At 73.0% G+C, this 13546-nt stretch carries 11 protein-coding genes and 3 tRNA genes; 7 read left to right on the forward strand and 7 right to left on the reverse strand.

Annotated features, from left to right (window positions below; all coding sequences use genetic code 11):
• Positions 1-12: 12 nt before the first annotated feature.
• The 3 genes from ACI3ET_RS12090 to ACI3ET_RS12100 all read right to left on the reverse strand — a co-directional run bounded on the left by ACI3ET_RS12090 (position 13) and on the right by ACI3ET_RS12100 (position 3378).
• Entirely contained in the window at positions 13-855 is an 843-nt protein-coding gene (locus ACI3ET_RS12090; RefSeq protein WP_405033305.1) for an aldo/keto reductase, read from the reverse strand.
• A 73-nt stretch (positions 856-928) separates the two neighbouring features.
• Positions 929-1477 (reverse strand): HdeD family acid-resistance protein, encoded by a 549-nt coding sequence (locus tag ACI3ET_RS12095; RefSeq protein ID WP_405033306.1) that lies wholly within the window; start codon positions 1475-1477, stop codon positions 929-931.
• A gap of 116 nt (positions 1478-1593) precedes the next feature.
• The gene (locus ACI3ET_RS12100; protein ID WP_405033307.1) at positions 1594-3378 is read right to left on the reverse strand and encodes a glycerophosphoryl diester phosphodiesterase membrane domain-containing protein; all 1785 of its coding nucleotides are present in this window, start codon (positions 3376-3378) and stop codon (positions 1594-1596) included.
• A 188-nt stretch (positions 3379-3566) separates the two neighbouring features.
• Between ACI3ET_RS12100 and ACI3ET_RS12105 the strand changes: the two genes are divergently transcribed.
• On the forward strand, positions 3567-3914 hold the full coding sequence (locus ACI3ET_RS12105) for a hypothetical protein (protein WP_405033308.1): 348 nt from the start codon (positions 3567-3569) through the stop codon (positions 3912-3914).
• On the opposite strand, the gene pabB is transcribed toward ACI3ET_RS12105, so the two are convergent.
• Both pabB and ACI3ET_RS12115 read right to left on the reverse strand, forming a co-directional pair.
• Positions 3847-5994, reverse strand: a complete 2148-nt coding sequence (gene pabB, locus ACI3ET_RS12110; RefSeq protein WP_405033309.1) for an aminodeoxychorismate synthase component I — start codon at positions 5992-5994, stop codon at positions 3847-3849. The two genes, ACI3ET_RS12105 and pabB, sit on opposite strands and share 68 nt — an antisense overlap.
• Before the next feature lie 16 nt (positions 5995-6010).
• On the reverse strand, positions 6011-6991 hold the full coding sequence (locus ACI3ET_RS12115) for a pirin family protein (RefSeq protein ID WP_405033310.1): 981 nt from the start codon (positions 6989-6991) through the stop codon (positions 6011-6013).
• A gap of 92 nt (positions 6992-7083) precedes the next feature.
• Here ACI3ET_RS12115 and ACI3ET_RS12120 point away from each other — a divergent pair, with 92 nt between their 5' ends.
• Positions 7084-8511 (forward strand): NAD(P)/FAD-dependent oxidoreductase, encoded by a 1428-nt coding sequence (locus tag ACI3ET_RS12120; protein ID WP_405033311.1) that lies wholly within the window; start codon positions 7084-7086, stop codon positions 8509-8511.
• A 3-nt stretch (positions 8512-8514) separates the two neighbouring features.
• Here the strand turns inward: ACI3ET_RS12120 and ACI3ET_RS12125 are convergent, their stop codons facing one another.
• Together ACI3ET_RS12125 and ACI3ET_RS12130 are read right to left on the reverse strand one after the other, a co-directional pair.
• Positions 8515-10149 (reverse strand): HNH endonuclease, encoded by a 1635-nt coding sequence (locus tag ACI3ET_RS12125; RefSeq protein ID WP_405033312.1) that lies wholly within the window; start codon positions 10147-10149, stop codon positions 8515-8517.
• A 158-nt stretch (positions 10150-10307) separates the two neighbouring features.
• The gene (locus ACI3ET_RS12130; RefSeq protein WP_405033313.1) at positions 10308-10751 is read right to left on the reverse strand and encodes a GNAT family N-acetyltransferase; all 444 of its coding nucleotides are present in this window, start codon (positions 10749-10751) and stop codon (positions 10308-10310) included.
• Positions 10752-10806: 55 nt separating this feature from the next.
• Between ACI3ET_RS12130 and ACI3ET_RS12135 the strand changes: the two genes are divergently transcribed.
• The 5 genes from ACI3ET_RS12135 to ACI3ET_RS12155 all read left to right on the forward strand — a co-directional run bounded on the left by ACI3ET_RS12135 (position 10807) and on the right by ACI3ET_RS12155 (position 13530).
• Positions 10807-11871 (forward strand): PHP domain-containing protein, encoded by a 1065-nt coding sequence (locus ACI3ET_RS12135; RefSeq protein WP_405033353.1) that lies wholly within the window; start codon positions 10807-10809, stop codon positions 11869-11871.
• 98 nt (positions 11872-11969) lie between these two features.
• A tRNA-Glu gene (locus ACI3ET_RS12140) sits at positions 11970-12042 on the forward strand.
• A gap of 21 nt (positions 12043-12063) precedes the next feature.
• Positions 12064-12137 (forward strand) — tRNA-Asp (locus ACI3ET_RS12145).
• A 58-nt stretch (positions 12138-12195) separates the two neighbouring features.
• A tRNA-Phe gene (locus ACI3ET_RS12150) sits at positions 12196-12269 on the forward strand.
• A gap of 70 nt (positions 12270-12339) precedes the next feature.
• Positions 12340-13530, forward strand: a complete 1191-nt coding sequence (locus ACI3ET_RS12155) for an acyl-CoA dehydrogenase family protein (RefSeq protein WP_405033314.1) — start codon at positions 12340-12342, stop codon at positions 13528-13530.
• Positions 13531-13546: the final 16 nt, after the last annotated feature.

The raw sequence follows: 13546 nt of genomic DNA on the forward strand, positions 1-13546 counted from the left end.
TATGCGGTGCGCTCAGTCGCGCATCTGCGTGAACTCCGCGGTGCTCGGGTCGGGGAACATCCGCTCGGGCGTCTCCAGGGCGGTGATCGCGGCCATCTGCACCTCGTCGAGCTCGAACCCCAGGACGTCGATGTTGGAGGCGATCCGCTCGGGCGTGGCCGACTTGGGGATCACCACGCGCCCCTGCTGCAGGTGCCAGCGCACGACGACCTGGGCGGGCGTCACGCCGAGCGCCTCCGCCACGTCCACGACGGCCGGCAGCCGCAGGTCCTCGCCCTGACCGATCGGCGCGTAGGCCTCGACCACCATGCCCGCCCGCCGCGCCGCGTCCTGGGCGTCGGTCTGCTGGAAGGACGGGTGGACCTCGATCTGGTCGACCGCCGGCACGACCTCCGCCTGCGCGAGCAGGTCCTCGACGTGCTCGGGCAGGAAGTTGGAGATGCCGATCGCGCGGACGGCGCCGTCGGCGTAGAGCTTCTCGAGGGCCTTCCAGGTCTCCGTGGCCAGGCCCTTGGCCGGCACCGGCCAGTGGATGAGGTAGAGGTCGACCACGTCGACGTCCAGGGCAGCGCGGCTGTCCTCGAACGCGCGCAGCGCACGGGCGTATCCCTGATCGCCGTTGCGGAGCTTGGTGGTGACGAAGACGTCCTCCCGCGGGAGCCCGCTCGCGCGCAGCGCGGCACCGACGCCCGCCTCGTTGTAGTAGCCCGCGGCGGTGTCGATGTGCCGGTAGCCGGCGGCGAGCGCGCTCTCGACCACGCGCTGCGTCTCGTTCTCGTCGACGCGGAAGGTGCCGAACCCGATCTGCGGGATCTCGACGCCGTTGTTCAGGATGAGGGTGGGCTGGGTCGTCATGGGTCTCCTGGGTCAGATGGCGCGAGGTGAAGACACTACGCGCCGCAGGGCACCGCTGCCGACCCAGCCGGGATCAGGACTCCGGCTTCGACTTCGGCTTGCGGAGGCGACCGACGGCGAGGAGGGTCAGCCCCTCCAGCAGCGTCTGGACGCCGAGCAGCGTGCCCAGGAGGGTGAGGGTCGCGGTCCCGATGTTGAACAGCACCCACAGGCCCAGCAGGACGGAGACGACACCCGAGGCGATGAGGAGCCACCGTCCCTGGGTGAACTGGGCGGAGGCGAAGATGCGGGTGAGTCCGCTGGCCAGGAACAACGACCCGGCCAGCAGGGTCAGCGCGACCGCGCCCACCAGCGGGTTCCGCAGGATGAACACGCCCAGAACCGTGAGGATCGCGCCGCCGAGCGCGGCCGAGAAGAAGCCGCCGGACCTGATGCGCCAGAACGCGGAGATGATCTCCACGACACCCGCCACGAGCACCGTCCACCCCAGGAGGAGGACAGAGATCGCGGTGGCAAAGAAAGTGTTCCCGAGGAGGAAGAGCCCCGCCACCACGACGACGATTCCAAGGACGACGTCGACCCCGGTACGGCGGTGCACGAGCTCGGGCGATTCACCGGTCATGGCGGTCTCCTCCGTTGAGGCGATCCGGCCGCGGTTGCGGCCTACGGTCCCAGGATCGCTCGCGCCCTGCGTCGCTCGCATCACCCGCTGCGGGTGGATGCGGTCGGTCCGGGGACTCACCAGTCGGTCAGCGAGCGGAGCGCGTCCTCGAGCCGCTGGGCCATCCCGGTCTCGGCCGCCACGGCGGCGCGCTCCTCGAGCGCTCGGGCGGGAGAACCGGTGATCAGCCCGTCGACCCCGTCGCGCACGAAGGCGCGCATCCGCACCGGGTCCGTCACGGTCCAGAGGTAGACCTGCACCCCGGCGGCGTGGGCCTGCTGCAGCACGGCCGGGGAGTAGGACGTCTGCTCCATGGTCACGAAGTCGGCGGCCCCGGGGTCCAGCCGGCCGCGGGAGAACGCCACCACCCAGCCGGCGCTGACGGCCGGGAAGCGCATCTCGATGTCCTCGACCGTCCCGGCGTCGAACGCCTGCACGAGCGAGTCCTCCACGAGGTCGTGCGCCTCGAGGACGGCGACCACGTCCCCCACCAGGTCCCCCTGCTCGTGCCCGTGCGTCTTGAGCTCGACGAGGAGCGGTACGTCCAGCTCGTCAGCGCGCTGCGCGAACTCGTCGAACGTCGGGAGCCTCCCCTCCCGGCCACCCTGCCGGACCGTGGTGGCCGTGAGCTCCGCCGTCGTCATCTCCCACACGTTCCGGTTCACCCCCGCGATCCGACGCAGGTTGGTGTCGTGCACAACCACCAGGCCCCCGTCGCCCGCCTGCAGCACGTCCAGCTCCACGAGGTCAGCACCGAGGGCAGCGGCGGCCTCGAGCGACTCCAGCGTGTTCTCCACCGCCCCGTCGGTCACCCCCCGGTGGGCGACGACCTGCGTCGTCACCCCGGTGCCCAGGTCGAGGAGCGCGACCGTGTTCGCCGCCGCTGCCACCGCTGCCGCCACCGCTGCAGCGACGAGCACGGCGGGCGCGGTCCTCCGGGGCGGGGCGTCCTCGGCCGGAGGAGGTCCGGGCAGCTCTGAGGCCCTCCCGGGCGTGGCCAGGAGGACGAGCGCGACGCTGGCCCACGCCGCGAGCAGACCCTGGGCCACGACGAGGAGCGCCTGGACGGCGGTCAGCGCCAGCCCGGCGACGACCGGGGACGCGGCGGGCCACACGAGGTCGGACACCCGGGCCAGCGCCACGACGGCGGTCGCCAGCCCGCCGCCGAGGACTGCCGTCGCGGCGCCCGTGGCGAGCGCGACGAGGGCGATCTTCACGGCCAGGGCTCTCGTGAGCCGCCAGCTGGCGGCCAAGGCTCCTGCCGGACCCAGGTCGGTGGTCAGGACCAGGGTGGGGACGAGGACCAGGCGCAGGTTGAGGACGACGACGGCGACGACGGCCAGCAGCCACACCGCGGTGCCGATCGGTGTCTTCTGGAGCTCGCCGGCGATGAACGGCGGTAGCTCGATCCCGCGTGCGACCGAGGCACCGAGGGTGAACCCGCCCAGGGGGACCAGCACGAACGAGTACAGCAGCACGAGGCCGGCCTGCGGACCGGCGATCCGGCGCGCCGCCGCGAGGCCCTGACGCGCGAGGTCACCGACGGTCGGGACGTGACCACCCAGGAGGTCGCGGGCCACGAGCACGAAGGCGGCGTGCTGCACCAGGACGATCACGGTGGCGACCCCAGCGAGCACGAGGAGCAGCAGCACCGCCAGCGGGTGGCGCACCACCTGGCCGAGGCTCGCCTCGGTGAGCGCGGCAACGCCAGCCGCTCCGAGCGCGGCGCGCAGGAGGAGCACGATGACCGGGCCTGCGATCACGGCCGCGATGGCCTGGAGCACGAGGGCGGTCCGCAGCCACGTCCACCGGTGCGCGCCGACCACCCGGGCGGCGTCGACGAGGGCGGTCCGCACCCTCACGTCAGGGCCCTCGCGCCGGGCCCGTGCCGACGCTCGCGCACGGGGATCGCGGAGGCGAGGGCGGCCGTCACGTCCCTCAGCCTGCCACCCCGCGACGCGGGGGTCGAGGGCGGTCGTTCACGGCCAGGACAGTGGGACGAGGCCCGCTCGCCACCACAGAGCGCCTCCGCTACGTCCACACTGGAGGTATGCCGTGGGGCGAGCCCGAGGACCCGTGGACGGAGGCGTTGCAGCGCAGCGCCGACCGCCTGCAGGTGACGCTGCCCTCTCTGGTCGCGCGGAGGGTGCCCGTGCGGCTGCTGGAGCCGGGTCCGCTCACGGGCGTCGGACGGCTGCGGATGGCCGACGGCACGACCTTCCTCGTCTCGGCCGTCACCCGCGGCGACCTCGGTCGGGTGATCAGGGCGCTCTTTGCCCGGCAGACCCTGCTGTGCAGCGGCTGGGAGCGGGACTCCGAGACGCTGACGATCACGCTCTCGGGGGTGCCGGGCCGGCACCCGGTGCGGCTGCACTGCCTGCCCGACCAGCCCGACTGAGCGCGCGCAGGACCGAGCCGGCCTTCACGAGCATCTCGGCGTGCTCCTCGGCCGGGTCGGACAGCGCGGTGACCGCACCGCCGACGCCGAACGTCACGGCGCCGGCGTCCCAGGTGGCGGTGCGGATGACGATCGAGGTGTCCATCGAGCCGTCGAGGCCGATCCACCCCACGGCCCCGGAGTAGACGCCGCGGGCCGCCCCCTCCAGCGCGTCCAGGATCTCCATCGTGCGGACCTTCGGCGCACCGGTCATCGACCCGCCGGGGAAGCACGAGCGCAGGACGTCCGTCGGTCCCATCCCGTCGGCCAACCGCCCGCGGACCGTGGACACCAGCTGGTGGACGGTCGCGTAGGTCTCGACCTCGAAGATCCTCGGCACGTGCACGCTCCCGGCGCGGCAGACGCGGTGCAGGTCGTTGCGGAGCAGGTCGACGATCATCAGGTTCTCGGCGCGATCCTTCTGCGCCGCAGAGAGATCCGCGGCGAGCGCAGCGTCCTCGTCGAGGGTGGAGCCCCGCGGTCGCGTGCCCTTGATGGGACGGGCCTCGACGTTCCCGCCGCTGCTGACCCCGACGAACCGCTCCGGCGAGCAACCCAGGATGCTCACGTCCGGCGAGCGCAGCCACACGCCGTGCGGCACCGGGCTGACCTCGCGCATCGCCCGGTAGAGCTCGGCCTCGCCGAACCCCGGTCCCGCCGACCACGTGGTCGTCAGGCAGATCTCGTAGCTCTCCCCCCGCGCGATCTGCTCCTGGCACGCGCGCACCAGCTCCAGGTACGCCGTCTCTGTGTGCCGTGGGTGCGCAGGTGGTGGGGCGAGGTCGGCGGTCGCCGCTTCGTGGACGGCGCCCGGCCGGGACGCCACGACGGCCGCGCGGACCTCGTCGAGCCAGGCGCTGGTGACGACGTCGGCGCCCGCGTCCTCCTCCGTCTCTGCGTCCGCCAGCCACACGGCCCAGACGTCCCCGCCCGCGTGGTCGACGACCACCCCGCGGTCGGCGAGCAGCAGCCACGCGTCGGGCCACGGGGAGCGGTGGGCGGCGACGCCGCCGGTCTCCGCCTTCAGCTCGTACCCCAGGTAGCCCACCACGCCCGGCCGCCACGCGAACGGCACCTCCGGCACCGGCCCCACCAGCTGCCACCGGCCCAGCAGAGCGTCGACCCGGTCGAGGAGCAGCTCGCCCTCCCCCGCACCGTCTCCCACCCACCCTCCGACGCGGTGGGTGATCTCGTCGGCCAGCGGTCCGCTCCCGTCCACGATGAGCGACCAGCCCGAGCCGTCGGAGGAGTCGAGCCAGACCGAGGTCGGCGACCCACCCACCAGCCTCTCCCGCAGCTGCCACGTGTCCACGGGGCCGGCGAGACGGCATACCTGCACCGTGACGGGACGGCCGCCGGCCGCCGGGGGGTGCGGCGACAGGGTGTCCCCGACGGCGACCGCACCGGTGTCGTCGTCCGCCGCCGCCCCGGCCGTCAGGGTCGTGGGGGCGAGCCCGGCGAGCCCGGCGAGCCGCAGAAAGTTGCCCACGATGGTCTCGCCGCCCTCCGACAGCACCGACTCGGGGTGGAACTGGACCCCCCAGCGCAGGGAGGCGCCGTCGGCGAGGGCCATCACGCAGCCGTCGTCGGCCGCGCGGGCCGTGACCCTCAGCGGCGCAGGGAGCGGCTCGGCCACCTCGAGGGAGTGGTAGCGCACGACCTGCAGCGGGCTGGGCAGGCCCTCGAAGAGACCGGTCCCGTCGTGCTCGACCGGGCTGACGATCCCGTGCCGGGGGACGTCTATCTCGCCGACCCGGCCGCCGGCCAGGTGGGCCAGGCCCTGGTGGCCGAGGCAGACACCGAGGACGGGGACGTCGGTCTGGCGCAGCGCGAGGTCCGACAGCCCCATGTCGGCCGGGACCTGCGGGCGCCCCGGCCCGGGACCGACGACGATCGCGGCGAACCGGCGCAGGTCGGCGGCGTCGGCGGGGTGGTCGTGGCCCCAGACGACGGGCGGTCGTCCGAGCACGCGGTGGAGCAGGTCGGCGACGTTGTAGGTGAAGCTGTCCACGTTGTCGACGAGCAGGACCTCGGGCGGCACGGCGGCAGCGGTCGGTTCAGGCGCGTGGCCGCAGGCGGACCGGCGGCAGGGCCGGCGCCGGCAGCGAGTCGCCGGGGTAGTCGACGGCGCCGAAGCGGCCGTCCTGGGCGGAAGCGAGCTCGGCCTGCCACTGCTCGCGCGCGGTGACGATGTCCTCGTGGGTGCGCCCGATGAAGTTCCACCACATGACGATCTCCTCACCGAACGGCGTGCCGCCCAGGACGATGGCGTCGGCCCCCTCCGCGCCCGCCGTGAGCGTCATGGTGGTCGGTCCCGGCGCCTCGTGGAGCAGGTGGGAGCGCTCGAGCGGGCAGCCGTTGACGTGCAGCTCCCCCCGGTCCAGAAGGACACCATGCTCGAAGGCGGGGTCGAGGACCAGCGTCACCTCAGCGCCCGGCTGGAGCCGGACCTCGGCGCCGAGGAGCGGGGAGTATGTCGTGACCGGCGAGGTGGCGCCGGGGCCGTCCGCGACGGCCAGGCTGCCCAGGAAGACGGTGAGCGTCGCGCCGACGAGCTCCACCGGCTCCGGCTCGTGGTGCTGAAAGCTCGGCGGGACGTCGCGGTGCTCGAAAGGCAGCGCGGTCCACAGCTGGACGCCGTGCAGGAGGGTGGTGTCAGGGGTGGAGACCTCGGAGTGGCTCACCCCGTGACCGGCCGTCATGAGGTTGAGCTGGCCCGGGACGACGACGGCGTGGGCGCCGGTGCTGTCGCGGTGCTCGACCCGGCCGCTGAACAGCCAGGACACGGTCTGCAGGGCGGTGTGCGGGTGCGGCGGGACCACCATCCCCCCGGTCTGCGCCACGTCGTCGGGCCCGTAGTGGTCGACGAAGCACCACGCGCCGATCATCGTGCGGCCGCGGGCGGGCAGGGTGCGGCGGACCGTCATGGCACGCGGGCCGCCGAGCGGGACCTCGCGGGGCGCGATGATGCTCGACCCCGGGTGCATCGCGTCCCGCCCGCTCGTGTGCTCGCCGGGCCGGACCTGGAGGTCACTCATGGGGGTCAGTCTGACACCCGGTGACACACGTCACCACGCCGTCAGGAGTGGGCGTCGGGAAGATTCCGCGCCACGGGGGCGCTGCTCCCTCCATGAGCGACCTGGCCTCCGCCGCCCTTCCCGCCCCCGCCGGCCTTCCCGACACCTCCCTCGCCGACCGTGCGACCGCCCCGACCCGCCACCGCGTGCTCGTCGTCGGCTCCGGCTTCGGCGGGCTGTTCGCCACCAAGGCGCTCGATGCACCGGAGGTCGAGGTGACGATGGTCGCGCGGACCAGCCACCACCTCTTCCAGCCGCTGCTCTACCAGGTCGCGACGGGCATCCTGTCCGAGGGCGTCATCGCCCCGACGACCCGCGACGTGCTGGCCCGGCAGTCCAACGCCCGGGTGCTGCTGGGGGACGTCACCACGATCGACCTGGACGCTCGGCGGGTCACGGCCCAGGCGGTGGGGCAGGAGTCGGTGTACGAGTACGACAGCCTGATCGTCGCCGCAGGCGCCAACCAGTCGTGGTTCGGCAACGACAGTTTCGCCGAGTTCGCGCCCGGGATGAAGACGATCGACGACGCACTGGAGCTGCGGGGCCGGATCTACGGCGCGTTCGAGATGGCCGAGGTGGCCGCGGCCGCAGGGCGGACCGAGCGGATCGACCGGCTGCTGACCTTCGTCGTGATCGGTGCCGGACCGACCGGCGTCGAGATGGCAGGCCAGCTGGCGGAGCTGTCCCACCGGACGCTGGCCAAGGAGTTCCGCCACATCGACCCTAGCAAGGCGCGGATCGTCCTGCTGGACGCGGCGGACTCGGTGCTGGGCAGCTTCGGAGGCAGGCTGTCCGGTCGCACCACCCGGGACCTGGAGAAGCTGGGCATCGAGGTCCGCCTGGGAGCCAAGGTCGTGGACGTCGACGCGAACGGGTTGCTCGTCGAGGAGCGCGACGGGACCCGGCAGCGGATCGAGGCCACCACCAAGGTGTGGGCCGCGGGCGTGCAGGCCAACCCGCTCACCCGGACCCTCGCCGAGCAGACGGGTGCCGAGCTCGACCGCGCCGGGCGCATCCGTGCCATGCCGAACATGTCGCTGCCGGGCCACCCCGAGGTCTTCGTCGTCGGTGACCTCGTCGCGATGGACGGCGTGCCCGGGGTGGCGCAGGGAGCGATCCAGATGGGTCGCCACGCGGCGAAGCAGATCCTGCGCGCAGCGCGCGGCCAGGAGACCGGGGAGGCGTTCCGTTACTTCGACAAGGGGTCGATGGCCACGATCTCCCGCTTCCGCGCGGTGATGAAGCGCGGCCGGATCGAGCTGACCGGGGTGCCGGCGTGGATCGCCTGGCTGGCGGTGCACATCTTCTACATCATCGGCTTCAAGACCCAGGTGGCCACGCTCATGCACTGGGCGGTGAGCTTCGTCGGCCGCGACCGCTCCGAGCGCACCGTCACCGAGCAGCAGGTGCTCGCGCGGCTGGCGATGGAGTATCTCGGCGAGGACTTCCTCCGCACGTCCCTGCGGACGCCCGCGGAGTAGCACTCACGAGGCCCACTCTCCCCTGCCGAGCGAGTCCCACGGTGGCGTGGGTGCACCGTCCGGGCCGAAGGGGTCCGGACTAAGGGGCGGCGGCGCCGACCGCCACTGGGCGAGGAACTCCGACGTGGCGAGACTCAGGTCGAGCGGCTGCCCTTCCCAGCCGCCGGTGACCGTGCGCGGCGTGATCGTCCGGTTGGCCAGGATGTGGTCGGCCCGCCCGAACTGCGGCGGCGCACAGCTGAGCACTCTCCCGGAGGCCGCGTCGACGAACTCGAACCGCTGTCCTCCGACCGCTGTGATGACGAGCCGTCCCAGGTGCACCGACCGGTGGCAGGAGCTGCACAGCAGCACGGCGTTGTCGAGGTCCGTCCCGCCGCCGTCCCACCAGTAGACGACGTGGTGCGCGTGCAGGAACCGGGTGCGTCCGCACCCGGGGGTCCGGCAGGCACGATCCCGGAGTCGCAGGGCCTTGAGCTGGGTGCTGGAGAACAAGCGGCGCTTCCGCCCGAAGGCCAGTACGGCCCCCTTCGTGTCCTCGACCACGCACCTACCGTGGCTGTCGCAGCGCACCTCCTCGCCGGCCCCCGGGTCGAGCGACGGCCCGTCGTCGGCACGGACGACGGCCTCGTCCTGGCCGTCGGCGACCGAGGAGTGTTCCGCGGAACCGTCCTGGGGGTCAGATGCCGCCGGGCCACCTACGGCCCGGCGCTGGTGCAGGTAGATCACCTCGGCCGCCGGCGCGAAGGCGGGGGCGTCCTGGACGGTCAGGCCGATCTGGGCGAGCGCGACGAGCGCCGGACCCGCATCGAGCGGCGGCGGTGCCGTCCGGTCCACGGCGTCCGACGTCGTCCCGGCCGAGGCGTTGTCCGGGGCGTGCTTGTCCGTGCCTGCGTCCGTGCCCGTTCCTGGGTTCTCGTCGTTGCCGGTGTCCTCGACCGCCCTGTCGTGGATCGTCGTGCGGACCCGCTCCAGCTCCGCCCTGGTCAGCGCCGCCAGCAGCTGCTGACCGTCGGCGGCACCGAAGCGGCCCCAGACGACGAGCTCGCCCGAGTCCTCGTCCCAGCGCCACTGCAGGGACTGGGGCGGCGGGAGCGGTGGCTTAGGCGGGGGCGGTGGAAAGTTCTTGTCCGACTCGTCCTCGTGGTCCGGCGACTGCTCCCTGGCCTTGCGCAGGCCGGCCGTGAACCGCTCGACGTGTGCAGCCGGGGAGTTCATGGCCATCGTGACGAGATCGCGCTCGTTGTCCGGTGTCGCGACCCGCGTGATCGCCCTGACCTTGGAGAACGACAGCTCGCCCCTGCCGAAGGCGTCGGCCGTCCGGGGCAGCTGGCGCAGGGAGCATGCGACCCGGACGTGCTCCCTGGCCGTGCGCAGGCTCATCCCGGCGCGCCAGGACAGCCAGTGGGGCAGGGACCGGATCCCCACCCCGCCCCAGCCCCCGACCGCGTCGAACTCCCCCAGCAGGACCAGGAACCGAGCCGTCGCCGCCGCGATCTGTCCCGCCAGCAGGGCGACCTCCTCGCCCAGCGCCTCCACCTCGTCCGCGGTGGGTTTGTCGCGAGGCGCCGCACCCGCCGTCGTCTCCTGCCACTGGTCGTCGTGCTTGTCGTCCTGCTGGTCCTGCTGCTGGTCATCCATGTGGGTCCCCTCCCCTGCCACCCGGGCCCCTCCCGAGCTCTTCACCAGACGCTAGGCCCGACCACCGACAGACCCCCCGGCACCCGCCTCCAGGTCGCTGACCTGCGACGACCTGGTGTTCCGCGGAGCACCTACAGCTCCCGCCCCTGCTCCCTCCCTCACTCCCGACGCATCGGCAGGTGCGGGATGCCGTCCTCGAGGAAGTCCGGGCCGGTACGCACGAACCCGAAGCGGCGGTACCACTCCTCGAGGTAGGTCTGCGCCTCGATCTCCACGCGCGCGTCGCCGATCCGGCGCAGGGACTCGGCGACCAGGGCGGCCGCATACCCGCGGCCGCGGTGGTCGGCGTGCGTGGCCACGCGCCCGATCCGCCAGGCGCCAGGGGACGCACTCTCGTCCCGCAGCACCCTCAGCGTGGCTACCGGCGCTCCGTCCACCTCGACCCACAGGTGCTGGGTCGTCGGCTCGGCGTCGCGCCCGTCGATCTCCGGGTAGGCGCACGCCTGCTCCACGACGAACACGTCGACGCGCAGCCGGAGCAGGTCGTGCAGCGTGACGGGGTCGAGCTCGCGCAAGGTCGCGCTGCGGACGGTGGGGCTCACGGAGCCGAGGGTATGCCGTGCGCGCGCCGGACGGCATACCGTCGGGTCCATGAGCATCGAACCCGTCGACGCCCTGCGCCGGATCGCCTTCCTGCTCGAGCGCAGCCGGGCGTCCACCTACCGCGTCGAGGCCTACCGCTCCGCCGCGAAGGCCATCCTGCCGCTGGGCGAGGACGAGGTCCGACGGCGCGTCACAGACCGGACACTGCGCGACATCCCGGGGATCGGGCCGTCGACCTCCACCGTCATCGAGCAGGCCGTGGCGGGGCAGGTGCCGGACAAGCTGGCCGAGCTCGAGACCGAGTCGGCCGGACCGCTCGCCGAGGGCGGGGAGGAGCTCCGTGCCGCGCTGCGGGGCGACCTGCACAGCCACTCCGACTGGTCCGACGGCGGGTCGCCGATCGAGGAGATGGTGGCCACGGCGATGGAGCTGGGTCACGAGTACCTGGCGCTCACCGACCACTCCCCCCGCCTCACGGTCGCCAACGGGCTCACCGCGGAGCGACTGCGGCGCCAGCTCGGCGTCGTGGACGCGATCAACACCCACACGGGCGACGCGTTCACCCTGCTCAAGGCGATCGAGGTCGACATCCTCGACGACGGGACGCTCGACCAGGAGCCGGGGCTCCTCGGCGAGCTGGACGTCCGCGTCGCCTCCGTGCACTCCAAGCTCGCGATGGGCTCGACCGCGATGACTCGCCGGATGCTGACCGCCGTGGGCGACCCGCTCACCAACGTCCTCGGCCACTGCACGGGACGGATGGTGATGCCCCGCGCCGGGGACCGGGCCGGGGACCGGTCCGGGAGGCGCGGCGGCGGCAGGACGCGAGCGCAGTCCACGTTCGACGCCCGCGCGGTGTTCGAGGCCTGCGCCGAGAGCGGGACGGCGGTCGAGATCAACTCACGGCCGGAGCGTCAGGACCCGCCGGAGGACCTCATGGCCCTGGCGCTGGAGCTCGGCTGCCTCTTCGCCCTGAGCACCGACGCGCACGCCCCGGGCCAGCTGGACTTCCTCGCCTACGGGTGCGCCCGGGCGGAGAAGGTCGGCGTCCCACCGGGGCTGATCGTCAACACCTGGCCGCTGGAGGACCTGCTGGAGTGGGCCGCCCCCGGCGGCTGACGACGCGTTTTGTGTCCGTCCGCCCGGTCGCGTATGCTCACTCACTGTCCTCAACGGTTCCAAGTACCCGCTTGGCGGAGAGGGGCCTGCAGGACAAGGTCCCCATCGTCTAGTGGCCTAGGACCCCGCCCTTTCACGGCGGTAACACGGGTTCGAATCCCGTTGGGGATGCACAGGTCTCGTCCTGAACGAGGCCCCGTAGCGCAGTTGGTTAGCGCGCCGCCCTGTCACGGCGGAGGTCGCGGGTTCGAGTCCCGTCGGGGTCGCAGTAGGCGGCGTGGTCGCAGTCGGAGACGACTGGGGCCACGCCACAGCAGTACTCACGGCCAGGTAGCTCAGTTGGTACGAGCGTCCGACTGAAAATCGGAAGGTCGGCGGTTCGACCCCGCCCCTGGCCACAGCGACAGCCGCGGGGCTGCCCCTGAGACCCCCGCGGCTTTCGCGTGTCCGGGGGGTATCTTCAGCCGTGTGACGCCGACCCGCCGCCTCCAGCCGCCCGTGCCCCCCGACGACCTCCTGGAGCTGGACTCCCTCCTCGACGAGGAGGAGCGGGCGATCCGGGACACGGTCCGCCAGGTCGTCGCCGAGCACGTCAGGCCGCACGTCGCCGGCTGGTACGAGGCCGGTGACCTGCCCGTCCGCGAGCTGGCCCGCACCCTCGGCTCCGCCGGTCTCCTCGGCATGCACCTGGAGGGGTACGGCTGCGCGGGGACCAGCGCCACGGCATACGGGCTCGCCTGCCTGGAGCTGGAGGCCGGCGACTCCGGCATCCGCTCCCTCGTCAGCGTCCAGGGCTCCCTGGCGATGTACGCGATCCACGCCTACGGCAGCGAGGAGCACAAGACGCAGTGGTTGCCGCGGATGGCGACCGGCGAGGCGATCGGCTGCTTCGGCCTGACCGAGCCCGACTTCGGGTCCAACCCCGCGGGTATGCGGACCCGCGCCCGCCGCGACGCCGCCGACTGGGTGCTCGACGGCACCAAGACGTGGATCACCAACGGGTCGCTCGCCGACGTCGCGGTCGTCTGGGCGGGCACCGACGAGGGGGTCCGCGGGTTCGTCGTCCCCACCGACACCCCCGGCTTCGGCGCGAGCACCATCCACCACAAGATGTCCCTGCGGGCCTCCGTGACCAGCGAGCTCGTGCTGCAGGACGTCCGGCTGCCCGCCGACGCCGAGCTGCCCGGCGCCAAGGGCCTGTCCGGGCCGCTGGGCTGCCTCGACGAGGCCCGGTTCGGCATCGTCTTCGGCGCGGTCGGCGCCGCCCGCGACTGCCTCCTCACCGCGATCGACTACGCCGGCAGCCGCGTGCAGTTCGACCGGCCGATCGCCGGGTTCCAGCTGACCCAGGCCAAGCTCGCGGACATGACGGTGGAGTACGGCAAGGCCCTCCTGCTCGCGCTGCACCTGGGCCGCCTCAAGGACCAGCACGGCCTGGCACCCGCCCAGGTCAGCCTGGGCAAGCTCAACAACGTGCGCGAGGCCCTGGAGATCGCCCGGACCACCCGCACCATCCTGGGCGCCAACGGGATCACGCTGGACTACCCCGTCATGCGCCACGCCAACAACCTCGAGTCCGTCCTCACCTACGAGGGCACGAGCGAGATGCACGCCCTGACCATCGGCCACGCGCTCACCGGCCAGCAGGCCTTCCGCTGACCGGTCCGCGCGCCCC

This window comes from Ornithinimicrobium jinqii (assembly GCF_045032595.1).
GTDB lineage: Bacteria > Actinomycetota > Actinomycetes > Actinomycetales > Dermatophilaceae > Ornithinicoccus.